Genomic DNA, 18,115 nt, shown 5'->3' with positions numbered 1-18,115 from the left:
TCAAATTCATTATTTATAGAGATTTAACATTAAAAAAGGATCTCCCTAACTCAATTATTAATAAAATATTGTACTTTTATAGTCCCAAAATAAATTTTTTATGAAAAAAATCTACTTACTACTCATATTTATCGGTGTTTTTAGCCTCTTCTTTTCTAATGGAGTGAAGGCTCAGTCATCTTCTAGTTCGAACAACCAAGAAGAACGGATTCAAGTATTTCCTAATCCTATCTCTGGTGATATTCTTAATGTAACATCTAAATCAGGAAAGTCAATTACTTGTAGGGTTTTTAACGTATTAGGTAAAACTGTACTATACAAAGTTATTACTACAGAGAAATTAAATATTTCAGCACTGCCTCCGGGAGTTTATGTGCTTAGAATGAAAATTGGTGATTTCACCACTGCTAAAAAATTGGTAAGACAATAAGGTTCTAATCAATCATCTTTTTTATTCCTTAAATCGGAATATCATATTGATAATCTAACCAAAAATTAAAATTGTGACGTCCTGAATAATCGTTACAGGAATTAATAAATACAAGGTAGCAATTTTAATTTGCTACCTTTTGTTTTTTGTAGCTTTTTCTTTTTAATTTATTTTGTTGATGCATTTGATCAGGTGTTAACATTGAATTAGATAAATGAGGTCTTATCTGATTATAAATGCGGATTGCATTTTGAACCAGTTTGGTTTTGATTTGCATTGAAGTATCATACTTGTCAATAGCAAATTCTTGTTTAAGAATTCCATTAATTCTTTCTGCTATGGCATTTTCGTAAGGGTCATATTTTTCAGTCATACTAGGGCTAATATTATTGATGTTTAATGTTTTTTGATATTCATTGGAACAATACTGTAATCCTCTATCGGAATGATGAATTATAGGTTTTTCATTATAATCTCTATTAGAAATAGCCATATCTAAAGCTGTTAAAGATCCTTTTACACTTAGACTATTTGATACATTATATCCCATTATTTTTTTAGAATAAGCATCCGTGATTAAAGCCAAATAACATGGATTTTCCCTATTTCCTATATAAGTTATATCACTGACCCATACTTGTTCTGGTCTGATAAATTCAACATCTTTTATTCGATTTTTATGTTTTCTAAATCTATGATGAGAATCCGTAGTTACATGATAGTTCTTTTTAGGTAAAATCAACAAGTTATTAGCCTTTAGTATTTTAAATAGCTTATCGCGACCAACTCCGATTACTTTGAGTTGAGATTTTAAAAGATGAAATAATTTTCTTGTACCGATTCTAGGCATTGATATGCGAATGGTATTTACTAAATCAATTACCTTTTTACTTAGTTTTTGTTTGTCTTGATAAGACCGAATAGCTCTATAATACACCTGTCTATTCACCCCGAGTAAATCACAGGTAGCAGTTATGCTTTCTTGTTTTTCTTGGCTATATTTTTCGATAACTCGGGTACGTGCTTTTTTCTGATCGGAATATTAAATTCCTCTTCGGCGATATCAATCATCATATCAAATATAATTGCTTTCTTATCCGCACGCTCTGCTAAAAATTCAGCTCTTGCTTTTTGTTTCTCTAAAAACTTGACTTGCTGTTCTAATTCTAAAATACGTTGTTCAGGTGTTTTGGACATGGATCTATTTACACTAAAATCATAATCAAATTTACCATATTTTTTTAACCAAGTGCGAATCGTAGATCTTGCTTGAATACCATACTTATCCAAAGCTTGAGTTCTTGTTAATAAGCCTTGTTCAATCTCTTGAACAACTTGTAGCTTAAAGGATAAACTGTAATCCTTCTGTGTACGCTTTACATAATTTGAATGTAATGACTCCATAAATAACATTTTAGTGTAACGATATTTCAGGACGAGACAAATATTATATAAAAAAACACTCTATTCATCCAGAGTGTTTTTTTATACCTTTGTTTTAAATTAAAACACCTTATTAATTCCTATGCTGGCTGAAACTATTTTTACAATTCAAAATGATCAAGATTTTGAAAAAGCCGCATTGAGAGTTTTTCAACATCAATATATTAATTGTAAGATATACCAGCGATTTTGTAACCTTTTGGGAGTTACTAAAAGTTCCATAAAAAACAGCCGTGATATTCCATTTCTGCCTATTGAATTTTTCAAGCAAGAAAAAATTGTTAGTTCTCCATCTAGTATTCAGCAAATTTTTACCAGCAGCGGAACCACAGGAAGCATCACTAGTAAACATTATGTGACTAATTTAAATATTTATGAAAGTAGTTTTAGAAAAGGGTTTCAGCATTTCTATGGAGATATCAGAGATTACACAATTTTGGCTCTTTTACCATCCTATCTAGAACGTGAAGGTTCTTCATTAGTTTATATGGCGGACAAACTAATTAAAGAAAGTCAGGAACCGAAAAGTGGATTCTATCTGGACCAAACAGAAAAGTTGGTAACCATGTTAAAACAACTAACCAAACAAGGTAAAAAAGTATTACTTATTGGAGTTTCTTTTGCATTATTAGATCTTGTCGAAAACTATGACATCTCACTAAATAAGGATACGATTATCATGGAAACCGGGGGAATGAAAGGCAGAAGAAAAGAAATGATACGAGGACAACTACACCAGATTCTTAAAAAGGGTTTTCGTGTATCCACAATTCATAGTGAATACGGCATGACTGAGTTATTATCCCAGGCGTATTCTAAAGGTGATGGAATCTTTTATTGCCCTCCTTGGATGAAAGTTTCAACTCGTGATCCCGAAGATGCTTTAACTCCCTTACCAAGTAATAAAACAGGAGGGGTCAATATTATTGATCTGGCTAACATAAATTCCTGTTCATTTATCGCTAGTCAAGATCTTGGAAAAACTTACGACAACCGTAGTTTTGAAATTCTTGGTAGATTTGATCATAGCGACATTAGAGGGTGTAATTTAATGGCATTATAAGTATCTCCTAAAATGCTATTTTTTCCACAACTAAAAATTCCAACTAAATTTTAATAACATCTCCACTTTTCTGCAACTTTTAGTTTTAGAAATCGTATTTATAGGTGTAAGTGATTTTAGATTAAAAGAATATTAAATTCTATCTCTATATCTTCTAAAAACTTATAATTATGTTAAAATTGTAATGTTCTGATTTTTTCACGACTGAATGGTTGTAACAACAAAAAAAACACGATTACAAAAAATGAAAAAGTTCATTGTTATATTGTTTTTAGGAATAACTGCTTCTTTAACAGCTCAGCAGATTGACTACAATGTTAAAAAAGGATTTGTTGCAGAAGGATACGATGTTACAGAGTATTTTAATAATAAAGCAGTAAAAGGAGTTAGTAAGTTTATTACTACTCATGATAATGTAAAATATAAATTTGTAAGTCAGGAAAATCTGGAAAAGTTTAAAAACAACCCAGAAAAATTTGTTCCACAATATGGAGGTTACTGTGCTTATGCAGTAGGAGCTAATGCAGATAAAGTGGATATTGATCCTGAAACATACGAAATACGAGATGGAAAACTATACTTATTCTATAATTCTTGGGGAGTCAATACCTTAACTAAATGGAATAAGGAAGGAGCTGAAGATTTAAAGAATAAAGCTGATATAAATTGGCAAAAAATAAAAACGAAAAAATAATCGATACTATCGATATACATATAGAATGCTAAGTTTTTTTCAATAATTGATTGGTTAGTTGACAAAGCCTGCTAAGAAGAGATTCTTGCAGGCTTTGTTTTTTTTTGAGTTATTATAGTATCGAAATCTGATAAAATACCATTGTTAAATACGCTATAGGTTTAAAATATTAAGTGAGAATCGCTCGTTATAGACATCCAACTTAAATTTTAACACAATGAAAATCAACAAGTTTATAAGCGTAACTGCTTTAGGAGTATCTGTACTATTATTCGCAAATTGCCAAAACGATTCTATATCAGAAGAGGTCGCACAAGAATTACCAAAATCCAACACCTCATTCGAAAAGTATCCATTAACTTCGAATGAGCAAACGGTTATCAAACCTTTTTTTGGTAGTGAAACCGAATTTAACGAAATAGACGGTAATTTAGTTTTAGGTGATATGATCTTGTCTCCAGAACAAGTAGAAGAAACCAATAGTATCGAAAAGGGAACCATTCTTAATAATTCTGCCAGAAGATGGCCGAAATCAGGAAACGTTTATGTTGTTCCTTACGTAATAGATAGTCGTTTACCCAACAAAAGTCGTGTAACCAACGCAATGAATCATTGGAAAAACAAAACAAAAGTTCGTTTTGTTAGAAGAACCAACCAACGGAATTATGTATACTTTACAGATGATGGAGGATGCTATTCTTACATCGGTAAAATAGGTGGTCGCCAAATCATATCTCTTGCTAGTGGCTGCACTACAGGTAATACTATTCATGAAATTGGTCATGCAGTAGGTATGTTCCATGAGCAATCACACCCAAGACGAGATCAAAATGTGACTATTAATTTTCAGAATATCATTCCTGGTAGAGAAGGTAATTTTAGAAAAGAAGCCGCTTCTAACGTAAAGACTACTAATTTTGATTTAGGATCAGTGATGATGTACGGTTCTTTCTTTTTCTCTAAAAACGGGCGACCTACAATTACCAGAAAGAATGGAAACACCTTTAATGTACAGAGAAATGGACTAAGTAATAGAGATGTAAGAGTAGTAAATAAAATTTATAACTAAATTTCGCCTCATAGTATAGGAAAGGCGTATACATTATCTTTATGTATACGCCTTTTATAGTATCTCTAAATCTCAGATTACTTTATACTACTCTAATTACAAAATAATTTTTCTTTCCTCTTTGTAGTAAAACAAATTGATCATTAATCAAATCATTAGAAGTTATAGAATACCCTTCTTTTACCTTTTCCTTGTTCACTGAGATAGAATTCTCTTTAAGAGCTCTTCTTGCCTCTCCATTAGACTTCAGGAATCCTGTATGTTCTGCCAATGCTCCAATGATATCTAATCCATCATTAATTAGCCCATTGGAAACTTCAGCCTGAGGCACCCCTTCAAAAACATCTAGGAATGTAGCTTCATCCAACCCTTTCAGGTCTTCAGAAGTAGACTTTCCAAATAGGATATTAGATGCTTTGATTGCGTTATCCAAATCTTGCTGAGAATGTACCATAACGGTAATTTCTTCGGCTAATTTTTTCTGAAGAATTCTCTGATGCGGAGCTTCAGCATGTGTAGCAACTAAACTTTCGATTTCTTCTTTTGTCAAAAAAGTAAAAATCTTAATATACTTCTCAGCATCCTCATCACTCGTATTCAACCAGTACTGATAAAATTTATATGGTGACGTTCTTTTGGCATCTAGCCAAACATTTCCTCCTTCAGATTTACCAAACTTAGATCCATCAGACTTCGTAATTAATGGACAGGTTAGTGCATATCCTTTTCCTCCACCAATACGTCTTATTAACTCGGTACCTGTAGTGATATTACCCCATTGATCACTACCTCCCATTTGCAGTGTGCATTCATGTTCTTTGTATAAATGCAAGAAATCATATCCCTGTACTAATTGATACGTAAACTCTGTGAAGGACATTCCATCAGAAGACTCTGAAGAAATTCTGTTCTTTACAGAATCCTTAGCCATCATATAGTTTACGGTAATATGCTTACCTACATCCCTAATAAAATCAAGAAAGGAGAATTCCTTCATCCAGTCATAGTTATTAACCAATACGGCAGCATTAGCAGCATCTCCCTCGAAATCTAAAAACTGCGCCAACTGCGATTTTATAGCTTCCTGATTGTGTCGTAAAGTTTTTTCGTCTAGAAGGTTTCGTTCTGCTGATTTGCCAGAAGGATCTCCAATCATTCCAGTGGCACCCCCAACCAGAGCAAAAGGTTTATGACCAGCACGTTGATAATGTGCTAATAACATAATAGGAACTAGATTTCCAATATGTAAAGAATCTGCAGTAGGATCAAACCCAACATATGCAGCTCTCATTTGTTCCATTAGGTATTCTTCTGTACCAGGCATAGCATCATGCAACATCCCTCTCCAGCGTAGTTCTTCTATAAAGTTTACGGCCATTGTAATATAATTCTATTAGACGCGGCAAAGATAAAAATATGGATTATATAGCGCTATGAATAACTGAGAAATCGTTTTATCAATCTCGTCTTTTATCACTCCTTCAACTCTGCTTTCAGTTGCATCGCTTTTTCTTTGTAAACTCCATTATAATTAATGATTTCCTTAAGAATCTCTGAAGATTTTTTAATTTCTCCTAGTTTAAGATGTGTAAGTGAACGATACCAATTAGCAGCTTCGCGGTACCTACTCGCATCACTTATCATTTCAAACTGGAGTATGGCTTCTTGTTCTTTTCCACTATTAAGATAACTATTGCCCAGATATAATCTAAACTGTTCCGATGCACTAATAGAAATAGTTTTCTCAAGTTTAGAGATCACCGTATCATAATTACCTTTAGAGTAATTTTTAACGATGTCATCCCATTCGTTAGCAGTATCTCCTCTTGTAACATCTTCTGCAGGATAAGGCCTATAATAAGAGGCATACAACTCCGAGAAGCTATCTGTTTTATTCAAGTTATTCCATAACAATGTTCCTACTCCTAGTATAATAATAATAGAAGCTGCAATTTTCCAATATGAAAAATAGGTGTTACTTTTTAGTTGTTCTTTTTTTACTTCTGCACTGATTTTTTGCAATTTCTCTTTAAAATTAAGCGTATCTCTATCACTCAAGACTCGATGTAACTCACGTTGCTTTTCTAGTTCACGTTCAAGTTCAGAATCTTCAGCTATTTCTTTTTCAAAGGCAAGTACTTCTTCCTCTGATAATGTCTGAGCAAGATACCCTTCTATTTTTTCAAATAATTCCTGAGTCCTTTCCATATTATGATTCTTTTTCAGAAGTTATTTTTAACTCCTGATATACAGGATCTTCTTCTATCATATACAATAAAGATTTTTTACACTCAAATTTCTTTTTTCGTGCATATCCTTCTGCATATCCAGTAATACGAGCTATTTCTTTCATATTGTTACCTGCAAAAACTAAACTTAACACTTCTTTACAGGCATCACTTAGTTTGAGGAAGTATTTACGATATACATGCTCCCGTTCTTTTTCCTCTATATCTTCTACAATATACTCTTCAGATTCTTCATTTGCTTCTATTAACTCATCATCAAAGATTATTTTTTTTTTCTTTCGTAATCGACTTCTCCAAGTATTCTTACAAATGGCATAAAAATAGGTTCGTATAGAAACATTAATATCTAATGTACCTGATCTTAGTTTTTGATACATCACAACCAAAGCATCCTGAAATACATCTTCTGCATCTTCCTCTTCGCCAGAATTCTGAAGAATGTAACCCCTGATATAGTTATAATTCTTCTTATAGAAAGCTTTTATAATTGCAGTATCTCCTGCCGCAATTCCTTCTAAAATTTTACGTTCCTTGGGGTTATTCATAAGTTAATGTCTCCAAACGGTAATCTGTTACCTTTTTCTAATGTAAAAGTAACATTTTTACGTTCTTTGCTATTAATAAATATAGAATTCCCTTATGAAACGTTTCGAATGTTATTTCAATATAACAAAATGTGTGTTTTTTATTATGATAATCTCTTTCAACTATATCGATGCACAAAATGTAAATGATACGATTTTAGCTTCTGAGTATTTTAAAAAAGCAGATTCTCTGTTAGTTGATAGAAAACTAGATAATTCTATCGTATATTTTAAAAAGGCACTACCCTTATACAAAAATGTGAAAGCATGGAAAAAAGTAGCCAATTGCTATAATGAAATAGCTTATATTCAGTTTCAACTCCAAAAACTAGATTCATCATATTTCGCTGCAAAAAAAAGTCTTGACATATGCAAAAAGCACCTTCCTGAAAACTCTATCGAAAAAACAGTTTCTTATGAATATATTGGAAACTATCACGAAATAAAAAAGTCTGATATAGAAACTGCTCTAAGTTATTATCAAAAGTCCTATAGAATAAAAAAGAAAATCTTACCTAAAAATCATATAAGTTTTTCTTCTACATTAGCTAATTTAGGATTCATTTCATATGCTAAAGGAGAATACGACAAATCAATAGAATATCATAAAAAAAGCTTATCTATAAAAAAGCGTCACAAAAAAAAGAATTCAAATCTATCATATAGTTTAAACGAAATTGGAAGAATTTACATTGAAAAAAAACAACACACTAAAGCATTAGAATATTTCAAACAATCATTAATTATTTCTATCGAAACTTTCGGCTCAAACAATTTAGAAGTAGCTACTAATCTAAATAATATTGGCGTCGCCCTACGTGGAAACAAACAATACAAAGAGGCTTTAATAAAATATAGAGAAGCTTTACAGATATATATAAAATTATATGGCGATAAGCATATAAGGGTATCCAATTCCTATTATAATATTGGACTCGTTTATTATGATTTGAAAGATTATGATAAATCTCTCGATTTTTATAACAAAGCTTTAAACATAAGGCTAAATGAACTTGGAGAAGATCATCAATATATTGCTAATTCATATTTTCTTATTGGTATTAGTTTTGATGGAAAAAAAGAATATGAAAAAGCATTAATAAACTACAAAAAAGCAGTACGTATAAATTTAAATCAATCCAGTATTAATTACGGAATGGTCGCAAACATTTATAATTATATTGGAAACACTTTAAATAAAACAAAAGAATTTTCAGAAGCCATAACGTATTACGAACACGCCTTAAAAACAAATTCCATCTCTGAAAGTAGAAATTTACATTTTTTTGACTCGAATATTGCTTTAGAAACCTTACTATTCAAAGCTAAAACCTTTCAGAATTACTTTCCAAATAAAGACAGCGTCCAAAGCCTTAAAAATAGTATCCGTGTTTATCAAAAAGCAGATACCTTAACAAATAGTATTAGAGGAACCTTAAGCAATTATAAAGATCGAGTAACTTTTGCTAACAAAGTTAAGGAGATTTATCAAGGTGCTATTGATGCTCAATTACTTCTTCATAATCACAATCAACATAAAGATGCAATACATCAAGCATTTCTGTTTTCAGAAAAGAGCAAGGCTAATACCCTAAAAGGACTACTAAATGATGCTAATGCAAAAAGTTTTGCAGGTTTACCTTCAAAACTTGTGTCATTAGAAAAAAAGTTAAGAATTGATCACGCTTTTTATCAATCGCAAATCACTAAAGAACGTTCTGCACAAAAAATAGATTCTGGTAGTATTTCGAACTATGAAAATAAATTATTCAATCTGTCTAGAAGAAAAGACTCCTTAACAGAAGCTTTAGAGAAAAACTATCCTAACTATTATCAACTAAAACATCAAAACGAGATTATTTCTATCAATGATATTCAACAAAAACTGGATAACAAAACTACCTTTTTGGAATTTTTTACAGCTGATAGTACTACCTATGCCTTTACCATTTCAAAAAGTAAAATTGATGTAAAAAAATTCACTACTCTAAAACTTACAGAGAACATTGAAGAATTAAGAACATCAATTACAGATAAAAATATTGCTAGCTATAAAAGTAATGCGCTTGAACTATACCAGCAATTGATCAGTCCTATCAAAGATCAAATCGTTGGTGATAATTTGATTATCAGCCCGGATGGTCCATTATGGCATCTGAATTTTGATTTACTACTTACTAAAGATGATGGTTCCAACAACCCTAAAAAACTATCTTATTTATTAAAAGATTATACGATTAGTTACGCCAATTCTGCTAACCTTTTATTTACCCCTCTCCTAAGCAGTAAAAAATCTAATAAATTAAAGGAATGTCTAGCATTTTCGTTTTCGGACACCACAAACATTATAACAAGTGAGACCCTTAGTATGGCTGCGCTAAGAGATACTGGAGATGACCTCCCTGGAACTCGCAAAGAAATCAAAGCAATCGCAAATATTATAGACGGAAACTATTTCTACGGATCAGAAGCTATAGAGGCTAACTTTAAGAAAAATGCTAGCCAGTACAATATCCTACATCTAGCATTACACGGTGAGGTAGATAATGAACGACCAGAAAATTCTAAATTATTTTTCACTCAAAATAAGGATACCATAGAAGATAATCTATTGTACAGTCACGAATTATTTGCTTTAGACATCCCTTCAGAGTTAACAGTATTAAGTGCTTGCAATACTGGTACAGGCAAAATTGCAAAAGGAGAAGGTGTTATGAGCTTAGGAACTGCATTTCAATATGCGGGAACTAAAAGCCTATTATTAAGTAGTTGGGAAGTATCAGATCAAACTACTCCAGAATTGATGAAGTATTTCTATACCAACTTAAAAGCTGGCATGAATAAAGCAAAAGCACTACAACAGGCAAAGTTACAATATTTAAACACCGCTAACATTAATCGTACAAACCCGTTTTATTGGGGAGGTTTTTATTTGTTAGGCGATGTTTCTCCAATTCAGTTTAGCAATGATTATTCTTGGTATTGGGCAACTGGATTGGCAGTGTTTATCATACTATTTTTTGGTATTGTTTGGCTTAGAAAAAGGAAAGCTTCTTTTTAAATAAGTAAAACAAAATATTTATTCCTAATTGTTTACATTAGTGTGATAGAATAAATACTATGATATTAGTTACCGGAGCAACAGGTTTAGTAGGCACACATTTATTAATAAAACTGGCGGAAGAAAAACATCAGATACGTGCTTTATATAGAACAACTGCTAAAAAGGAATACGCAAAAACAGTTTTTTTGAAATGCTCTAAACCGGAAGATCATAATGCCTTTGAGACTATTGAATGGATACAAGGAGATCTTAATGACATTCCGACACTAAGTATTGCTTTTGAAGGAATTACTCAAGTGTATCACTGCGCAGCTATGATATCTTTTAATCCATCACACTACAAAAAACTACGCAAAATAAATATAGAAGGAACGGCAAATATTGTAAACCTATCATTGATCCATAAGATACAAAAGCTTTGTTACGTAAGTTCGATAGCAACTTTAAGTGAAAACACTTTTCAAAATCCAATTAACGAAACTACAGAATGGAATCCCGAGGTCTCTGATTCTGTCTATGCCATTACCAAATACGGTGCTGAGATGGAGGTATGGCGCGGAACTCAAGAAGGACTTAACGCAGTAATTGTAAATCCCGGTATCATTATAGGTCCTGGTTTTTTTAATTCTGGTAGTGGATATCTATTTAAAAAAATCTATAAAGGAATGAAATACTTCACTACTGGAACTACTGGATATGTAGCTGTTGATGACGTAGTAAAGATCATGCACCGCCTTATGAATAGTGAAATAAAAAATGAGAGATACATCTTAGTGAGTGAAAATTTAAGTTTCAAAAATGTATTTTCTCTAATTGCGGAAGCTCTTAACAAACCTATCCCAAAAAAGAAAGTGTCTCCTTTTCTAATGAAAACAGCGTACTATCTACAACAATTTAGTCATTTCGTTTTCCGAACAAAGCAATCAATATTCAAATCTTCAATAAAAAGTGCTTTTTCTAATTCTTTATATGAAAATGAAAAGATAAAAAAAGAGCTTATTTATAGTTTTACACCTGTAAATAAAGCAATAGAAACTACTGCTTCTTTTTTCCTGAAGGAGGAATAGGTTTTGACTTGTTTCTTTTCTTGATTGCGTTTTCTATCTCTTCTTCTATTAAAAATTCTTCATCAATAGATGATTTTTTTTCGAGCTTGATACCTTTTGTTGCTTTTTTAATAGAATCTTTTATCTTTTGTATGGAATCTTCTTCTTTTTTTAGTTTCTCAAATTTCACCTTCGATTTCTCTAGGTTGTTTTTTACCCTTTTAAAAATCTCTTCATATTCATCCAATTGATTGATATACCAATTATTATTTTCGGCAAATACTAAACTATCTACACCATGTTTTTTTAAGATATAAGATTCAGGGTTTATTTTTTTAACATCAAAAACTTTTTTATAACTTCCTTTTGCTGCTTTCACAAAAGCAATATCTGTAAGTATCTCTACCATTTTATCTTCTGATAGTAGATTTTCTGGCTTTTGTCCTTTATCCAAACTTTGACAAGAAAAAACAATAAGAACCAAAGAAAAAAAACTATATACTATTCCTTTTTTCACGCATTTAAATTTTATCAATTATTATAAGTAAATCATTAAGCTGAGAATATTTCTAACTACTGAGTTCTTACTCTAAAAATTTTCTAACACTTACGTTATCGGTCAAAAGTTAATCGTTGTGCATTTTTAACATCATAGAACTTAAAATTCTTATACACTAAACTTCCGTTCACAAAAGTATGTGTAATTCTTGATTTAAAGGTAGTCCCTTCAAATGGAGACCATCCACACTTATACGCAATATTATCACTATTAACAGTCCAAGGAGCATTAAGATCTACTAAAACTGCATCCGCGCAATAGCCTTCTTTTATATAGCCTCTCTTCTCTACCTGAAATAAAATTGCAGGATTATGGCACATTTTCTCTACAATCTTTTCTAACGAAATTTTGCCCTTATGATAAAACTCTAACATTGCAGGTAATGCATGTTGTACTAAAGGACCTCCTGAAGGTGCTTTTGTATATACATTATCTTTTTCTTCTTTGGTATGTGGCGCATGATCAGTCGCAATTACATCTAATTTATCCTTAAGTAAAGCTTGAAATAGTGCTTCTCTATCTTTTGATGTTTTTACTGCGGGATTCCACTTTATCAATGTTCCTTTTTCTTTATAATCCTCATCAGAAAACCAAAGGTGATGTATACAAACTTCTGCGGTGATCTTTTTATCTTTTAACGGAATCTTATTCGTAAACAATTCTAATTCCTTTGCTGTAGAAAGATGAAAAACGTGTAATCTAGCACCTGTCTTTTTGGCCAATGCTACGGCTCTAGAGGAAGATATATAACAAGCTTCTTCACTTCTAATAATCGGATGCATCTCAATAGGTATATCCTCACCATACTGCTCTTTATATTTCGCCGTATTATTTCTTATCGTCTCTTCATCCTCACAGTGTACAGAAATTAACAAATCAGTAGATGAGAAGATTTTTTCTAATACTTCGGGATTATCTACCAACATATTTCCTGTAGAAGAACCTAAAAACAACTTAAGTCCTGCAACTTTATTGCGATCTACCTTTAATATCTCTTCTAGATTATCGTTAGTACCTCCAAACATAAAAGAATAGTTAGCATAACTGGTTTTAGCGGCTATTTCGAACTTTTCCTCAAGCTTTTCTATAGTAGTTGTTTGCGGATTTGTATTAGGCATTTCAATAAAAGAAGTAATCCCTCCAGCTATTGCAGCTTTAGATTCCGTTTCTATAGTAGCTTTATGTGTTAGTCCTGGTTCTCTAAAATGAACCTGATCATCAATAACACCTGGCAAAAGATATTTCCCTTCTGCATCAAAGACCTGTACATCAGGAGATTTGGCACTAATCTGTGAAGAGATTTCTTTAAAAAAACCATTCTCTATATATACATCTCCATTAAAAATCTTTCCTTCATTAATAATGTTAGTATTCTTAATCAATACTTTATTCATGATCATATTTCATAACTATTAAACAAACTCTTTAATTTCATCCTTAATACGCCAAAAATCGCTTCAGAGATAATTCCTTTACTCATTTTAGAAGTTCCTCTTGTTCTATCAGTAAACACTACTGGAACTTCCTTTATCTTAAATTTTGATAGATATGCTTTAAATTTCATTTCAATCTGAAAAGCGTATCCTACGAACTTAATCTTATCAAGGTTAATTTTTTCTAAAACTTCTCTTTTATAACAAATAAAACCTGCTGTAGTATCATGAATATCCATTCCAGTGATAAAACGAACATATTTAGATGCTAACCAAGATAGTAATACCCTGCTCATAGGCCAATTAACCACATTTACTCCTGTAACATATCTCGACCCAATCGCTACATCTGATGTTCCCTTAGCGCAAGCATTATATAATCGTATCAGATCATTTGGATTATGTGAAAAATCCGCATCCATCTCAAAAACATATTCATAAGATCGTTCTAACGCCCATTTAAATCCTGTAATATATGCTGTTCCTAATCCTAACTTTCCTTTCCGCTCTACTAAAAAAAGATGTTCGGGATACTCCTCTTGCAATTCTTTAATCTTTGCGGCTGTTCCGTCTGGAGAATTATCATCTACAATCAGAATATTAAAATCACGTTGAAGCGCAAGCACATTTTTGATAATACGCTCTACATTTTCGATCTCATTATAGGTAGGTATAATTACTAATGCGTCTACCATTTAAAGTGTTTTCAGGCAAATATAACTAAATAATCACTAGAATATTTTCAGTTTTTCGCACTAATATTATGGTTTATGTATATATACTTGGTATTTAAATTAGTGTTGCATCTTATTATAGGATACTTTATTTTATTATGTAATAAGTATGGCTTAATTTTATCCTTTTATAAGCATGGAAGTTATTACAAGAGAAATCATATCTACTGACTGGATTACTATAGTAATTCTAATGTGTTTTGTGCTTTTAGCGACAGCTAAACTTATGAATTCTGCTCGCTTTTCAGAATTTGTAATGCTTTTCAACACAAACAAGTATATCGTTCTTAATCAAAAAGGGAATAAACTATCTACTTTTTTTAATGGAATTCTAATTTTAGTTCAAGTTCTCTCTGTTTCATTGTTCATATATCTGTGCCTAGATGTTTTACAATGGGAATCGGGTACAGTTGATATGATACTTTACCTAAAGATATCCGCTCTTTATTTATTTGTTTTAATCTCTAAAATCTTGATAGAAAAAATAGTTTCTACTATTTTTTCTATAGAAGTTTTAATTGAAGATTATTTATTTTATAAAGTATCATATCGTAATTTTTTGGGGGTAATTTTATTGCCTCTTAATTTATTGTTCATTTATACTGCGAAACCCTCAAAAATTGTTCTAATTGCATTACTAGTTTGTTTGTTGATTCTAAACTTAATGATTCTATTTTCTGTGTATAAGAAAAACGAAAACATCATTTTAAACCATTCGTTTTATTTTATTTTGTATCTTTGCGCACTTGAAATCGCACCCTATTTTATGCTATACAAGCTAATTATATAATATAGGGGTACGTTTACAAATAAAGACTATATATGAAAGTGAAAACGATTTTGGTCTCACAACCAGAGCCTAAAGTAGAAAATTCACCTTATTTCGAACTTGAGGAGAAAGAAAAGGTAAAAATTGACTTTATACCGTTTATTCACGTAGAGGGCGTAGATGCTAAGGAAGTGAGGCAACAAAAGGTAGATTTATCTCAATACACTGCTATTATTCTTACGAGTAGAAATTCTGTGGATCATTTTTTTAGAATCGCTGATGAAATGCGTTTTAAAGTTCCTGATTCGCTTAAATACTTTTGCCAGAGTGAAGCTGTTGCTTATTATCTACAGAAGTATGTAGTTTACAGAAAGAGAAAAATTTATGTTGGAAAACGTACATTTCAGGAATTAATGCCGTTAGTTAAGAAGTATAAAAATGAAAAGTTTTTATTACCTTCTTCCGATAAATTAAAATCTGAAATCCCTGACACACTTAACACCTTAAAAGTAGAATGGAAGCAAGCAATTTTCTACAAAACTGTGGTAAGTGATCTTTCTGATTTAAGAGATGTGTTTTATGACATCCTAGTGTTTTTTAGTCCTTCAGGAATAAAATCATTATTCGAGAACTTTCCGGACTTTCAACAAAAAGATACTCGTATTGCTGTTTTTGGAAACTCTACAGTAAAAGCTGCAGAGGAACACGACTTGATAGTGAATATTCAAGCTCCAACTCCTGAAACTCCTTCAATGACAATGGCACTTCAGAAATACATTAAAGAAGCAAATAAGAAATAACAATACTTATTTTTTAAAATATTGAAAACAAAAAAATGCCTGAAATATATATTTCAGGCATTTTTTTATTTCTTTTAGTATTTAACTATCTACTAAAAAGCATAACGTTGTGGACCTCCTCTACGGATTTCCTCATTAGCATAGGATTCGAATTTTTTGAAATTCTCTCTGAATGCATTCGTTAATTTAAATGCTGTTTTATAATATTCTTCATCATTATTCCAAGTAGCTCTAGGGCTCAATACCGTTGTTGGAACTCCTGGACATTCTCTTGGCTGTGCCACTCCAAATACCGAATGAATGTGATAGTTATCGTAAGAATACAATCCTAAATCACCATTAAGTACCGCTTGGATCATAGCACGTGTATATTTTAATTTGATTCTAGTTCCTACGCCATATGGTCCGCCAGTCCATCCTGTATTCACCAACCAAACATTTACACCAGTGTCTTTCATTTTTTTGATTAACATTTCGGCATATTTTGCTGGATGTAACGGCATAAACGGCGCTCCAAAACAAGCTGAGAATGAAGGAGTAGGCTCTACAACACCAGCCTCTGTTCCTGCTACTTTTGCTGTATATCCAGATATAAAATGGTACGCTGCCTGACTTGGAGTCAATTTAGAAATAGGAGGCATAACTCCAAAAGCATCTGCTGTTAAAAAGAATATATTCTTTGGGTTTTTACCTATAGAAGATTCCTGTATATTCTCTATGTGATAAATTGGATAACTTACCCTTGTATTCTGAGTGATAGAAGTATCTGCATAATCCACCTCGCCATCATCTCCAAAAATTACATTTTCAAGAATTGCTCCTTTTTTAATCGCTCCATATATCTCCGGTTCCTTTTCTGCTGAGAGATCAATCACCTTTGCATAGCAACCACCTTCAAAATTGAAGATTGTATTTTCTTTGGTCCAACCATGTTCATCGTCCCCAATTAATTTACGGTTAGGATCAGTCGACAATGTTGTTTTTCCCGTTCCAGAAAGCCCAAAGAATATTGCAGTATCTCCTTCTTCTCCAACATTAGCAGAGCAATGCATCGGAAGCGTTTCCTTATAAACAGGTAGTATGAAATTTAACGCAGAAAAAATACCTTTTTTGATTTCTCCCGTATAACCTGTCCCTCCAATAAGCGCTATTTTTTTCGTAAAGTTTAATATCGCAAAATTATGTTGACGTGTACCATCTACTGATGCATCCGCCATAAAACCAGGCGCATTAATCACTGTCCATTCTGGATCAAAACCCTTGAGCTCCTCTTCTGTTGGCCTTAAGAACATATTATAAGCAAACATATTAGACCAAGGATACTCATTGATCACTCGTATTTTTAACTTATAATCAGCATCCGCACAAGCGTAACTATCTCTAACAAATATCTCTTTACCTGAAAGATATGACGTAACCTTGTCGTATAATGCATCAAAAGCATTAGACTCAAAAGGAATATTGATATCACCCCACCAAATTTTATCTTCAGTAATTTGATCTTTTACAATAAAACGATCCATTGGTGAACGACCAGTAAACTCACCTGTATTTACAGCAAGTGTTCCAGATTTTGTAATTTTTCCTTGTCCCTTTTGAACCGTTTCTTCCTGAAGTTCATCTGGAGATAACTGGTAGCGTATTGTAGCATTTTCAATACCGTAATGCTTTAACGAAATCGTTTTCGTAATTGGATACAGTGGTTCCATAAAAATATGTTGTGTTTGTTATGTTTGACAAAATTATAAATAAATATTACACTAACGGTTAAAAAAATCACTTAATCTTAACAAGCGAAATAACAAAGAAAATCCATCCTAAAATTAACATAAAACCTCCCAAAGGTGTAATAAAGCCAATACTTGATAGAGAAATTCCTAATATTTCATCAACTACCAAAAGGTAAATTGACCCTGAAAAAAGAATCATTCCACTTAAGAAGAAATAAAAAATGCGTTTTTTGACAACATCTTCTAAGACAGCCATATTTCCTAAAATAATACAAACGATTGCATGATACATTTGATATCGAACACCCGTCTGAAAAGAATTAATACTTGTTTGGTCTACAAGCTTCTCTAAGCCATGCGCTCCAAATGCTCCTAATAGTACGGCTAATAGGGCTGCAACTGCTCCGGTAATCAAAATTGTTTTATTCATTCTTTTTTTAGCAATAAT

18 protein-coding genes are annotated in these 18,115 nt (G+C 31.9%); 8 read left to right on the top strand and 10 right to left on the bottom strand.

All coding sequences use genetic code 11. The features are described from left to right. Positions 1-100: 100 nt before the first annotated feature. Positions 101-430 (top strand): T9SS type A sorting domain-containing protein, encoded by a 330-nt coding sequence (locus D1818_RS16315; protein WP_118460042.1) that lies wholly within the window; start codon positions 101-103, stop codon positions 428-430. Positions 431-554: 124 nt separating this feature from the next. On the opposite strand, the gene D1818_RS16310 is transcribed toward D1818_RS16315, so the two are convergent. Both D1818_RS16310 and D1818_RS25620 read right to left on the bottom strand, forming a co-directional pair. Beyond that, positions 555-1,406: an IS3 family transposase gene (locus D1818_RS16310; RefSeq protein WP_233558671.1), complete on the bottom strand. Its 852-nt coding sequence runs from the start codon at positions 1,404-1,406 to the stop codon at positions 555-557. Then, on the bottom strand, positions 1,403-1,834 hold the full coding sequence (locus D1818_RS25620) for a helix-turn-helix domain-containing protein (RefSeq protein WP_205487255.1): 432 nt from the start codon (positions 1,832-1,834) through the stop codon (positions 1,403-1,405). Before D1818_RS25620 ends, D1818_RS16310 begins: the two co-directional genes overlap by 4 nt. Before the next feature lie 121 nt (positions 1,835-1,955). On the opposite strand from D1818_RS25620, the gene D1818_RS16305 reads away from it, so the two are divergent. From D1818_RS16305 to D1818_RS16295, 3 genes are all read left to right on the top strand, one after another. Further along, positions 1,956-2,936, top strand: coding sequence for an acyl transferase (locus D1818_RS16305; RefSeq protein ID WP_118460041.1), 981 nt, complete (start codon positions 1,956-1,958; stop codon positions 2,934-2,936). 244 nt (positions 2,937-3,180) lie between these two features. Beyond that, on the top strand, positions 3,181-3,630 hold the full coding sequence (locus D1818_RS16300) for a YHS domain-containing (seleno)protein (RefSeq protein WP_118463832.1): 450 nt from the start codon (positions 3,181-3,183) through the stop codon (positions 3,628-3,630). Between the two features lie 217 nt (positions 3,631-3,847). Continuing rightward, a complete protein-coding gene (locus tag D1818_RS16295) occupies positions 3,848-4,699 on the top strand; it encodes a M12 family metallopeptidase (protein ID WP_118460040.1) in 852 nt (283 codons plus the stop codon). Between the two features lie 82 nt (positions 4,700-4,781). Here the strand turns inward: D1818_RS16295 and tyrS are convergent, their stop codons facing one another. The 3 genes from tyrS to D1818_RS16280 all read right to left on the bottom strand — a co-directional run bounded on the left by tyrS (position 4,782) and on the right by D1818_RS16280 (position 7,493). Continuing rightward, a complete protein-coding gene (tyrS, locus tag D1818_RS16290) occupies positions 4,782-6,077 on the bottom strand; it encodes a tyrosine--tRNA ligase (protein ID WP_118460039.1) in 1,296 nt (431 codons plus the stop codon). A 95-nt stretch (positions 6,078-6,172) separates the two neighbouring features. Beyond that, positions 6,173-6,907, bottom strand: a complete 735-nt coding sequence (locus D1818_RS16285) for a tol-pal system YbgF family protein (RefSeq protein ID WP_118460038.1) — start codon at positions 6,905-6,907, stop codon at positions 6,173-6,175. Between the two features lies 1 nt (position 6,908). Beyond that, positions 6,909-7,493 carry an RNA polymerase sigma factor gene (locus D1818_RS16280; protein ID WP_118460037.1) on the bottom strand — a complete coding sequence of 195 codons (585 nt, stop codon included), beginning with the start codon at positions 7,491-7,493 and terminating at the stop codon, positions 6,909-6,911. A 145-nt stretch (positions 7,494-7,638) separates the two neighbouring features. Here D1818_RS16280 and D1818_RS16275 point away from each other — a divergent pair, with 145 nt between their 5' ends. Continuing rightward, a complete protein-coding gene (locus D1818_RS16275; RefSeq protein WP_158596889.1) occupies positions 7,639-10,593 on the top strand; it encodes a CHAT domain-containing protein in 2,955 nt (984 codons plus the stop codon). Positions 10,594-10,652: 59 nt separating this feature from the next. Continuing rightward, complete coding sequence (locus tag D1818_RS16270; protein ID WP_118460035.1) at positions 10,653-11,663, top strand: NAD-dependent epimerase/dehydratase family protein; 1,011 nt, start codon at positions 10,653-10,655, stop codon at positions 11,661-11,663. Here the strand turns inward: D1818_RS16270 and D1818_RS16265 are convergent. The 3 genes from D1818_RS16265 to D1818_RS16255 all read right to left on the bottom strand — a co-directional run bounded on the left by D1818_RS16265 (position 11,632) and on the right by D1818_RS16255 (position 14,329). After that, on the bottom strand, positions 11,632-12,159 hold the full coding sequence (locus D1818_RS16265) for a DUF4296 domain-containing protein (protein ID WP_118460034.1): 528 nt from the start codon (positions 12,157-12,159) through the stop codon (positions 11,632-11,634). The genes D1818_RS16270 and D1818_RS16265 overlap by 32 nt on opposite strands. Positions 12,160-12,254: 95 nt before the next feature. Further along, on the bottom strand, positions 12,255-13,595 hold the full coding sequence (locus tag D1818_RS16260; RefSeq protein ID WP_118463829.1) for a dihydroorotase: 1,341 nt from the start codon (positions 13,593-13,595) through the stop codon (positions 12,255-12,257). Between the two features lie 2 nt (positions 13,596-13,597). Further along, positions 13,598-14,329, bottom strand: a complete 732-nt coding sequence (locus D1818_RS16255) for a polyprenol monophosphomannose synthase (RefSeq protein ID WP_118460033.1) — start codon at positions 14,327-14,329, stop codon at positions 13,598-13,600. Between the two features lie 175 nt (positions 14,330-14,504). Between D1818_RS16255 and D1818_RS25940 the strand changes: the two genes are divergently transcribed. Both D1818_RS25940 and D1818_RS16245 read left to right on the top strand, forming a co-directional pair. Continuing rightward, a complete protein-coding gene (locus D1818_RS25940) occupies positions 14,505-15,158 on the top strand; it encodes a DUF4271 domain-containing protein (RefSeq protein ID WP_118460032.1) in 654 nt (217 codons plus the stop codon). A gap of 32 nt (positions 15,159-15,190) precedes the next feature. Beyond that, positions 15,191-15,937: a uroporphyrinogen-III synthase gene (locus D1818_RS16245; RefSeq protein WP_118460031.1), complete on the top strand. Its 747-nt coding sequence runs from the start codon at positions 15,191-15,193 to the stop codon at positions 15,935-15,937. Positions 15,938-16,029: 92 nt separating this feature from the next. Here the strand turns inward: D1818_RS16245 and pckA are convergent, their stop codons facing one another. Both pckA and D1818_RS16235 read right to left on the bottom strand, forming a co-directional pair. Further along, entirely contained in the window at positions 16,030-17,646 is a 1,617-nt protein-coding gene (gene pckA, locus D1818_RS16240) for a phosphoenolpyruvate carboxykinase (ATP) (protein WP_118460030.1), read from the bottom strand. 67 nt (positions 17,647-17,713) lie between these two features. Next, positions 17,714-18,097 carry a DUF423 domain-containing protein gene (locus D1818_RS16235; protein ID WP_118460029.1) on the bottom strand — a complete coding sequence of 128 codons (384 nt, stop codon included), beginning with the start codon at positions 18,095-18,097 and terminating at the stop codon, positions 17,714-17,716. Between the last annotated feature and the right edge of the window lie 18 nt (positions 18,098-18,115).

Source organism: Aquimarina sp. BL5 (genome assembly GCF_003443675.1).
Classification (GTDB): domain Bacteria; phylum Bacteroidota; class Bacteroidia; order Flavobacteriales; family Flavobacteriaceae; genus Aquimarina.
This window is presented reverse-complemented; position numbering and strand designations above follow the sequence as displayed.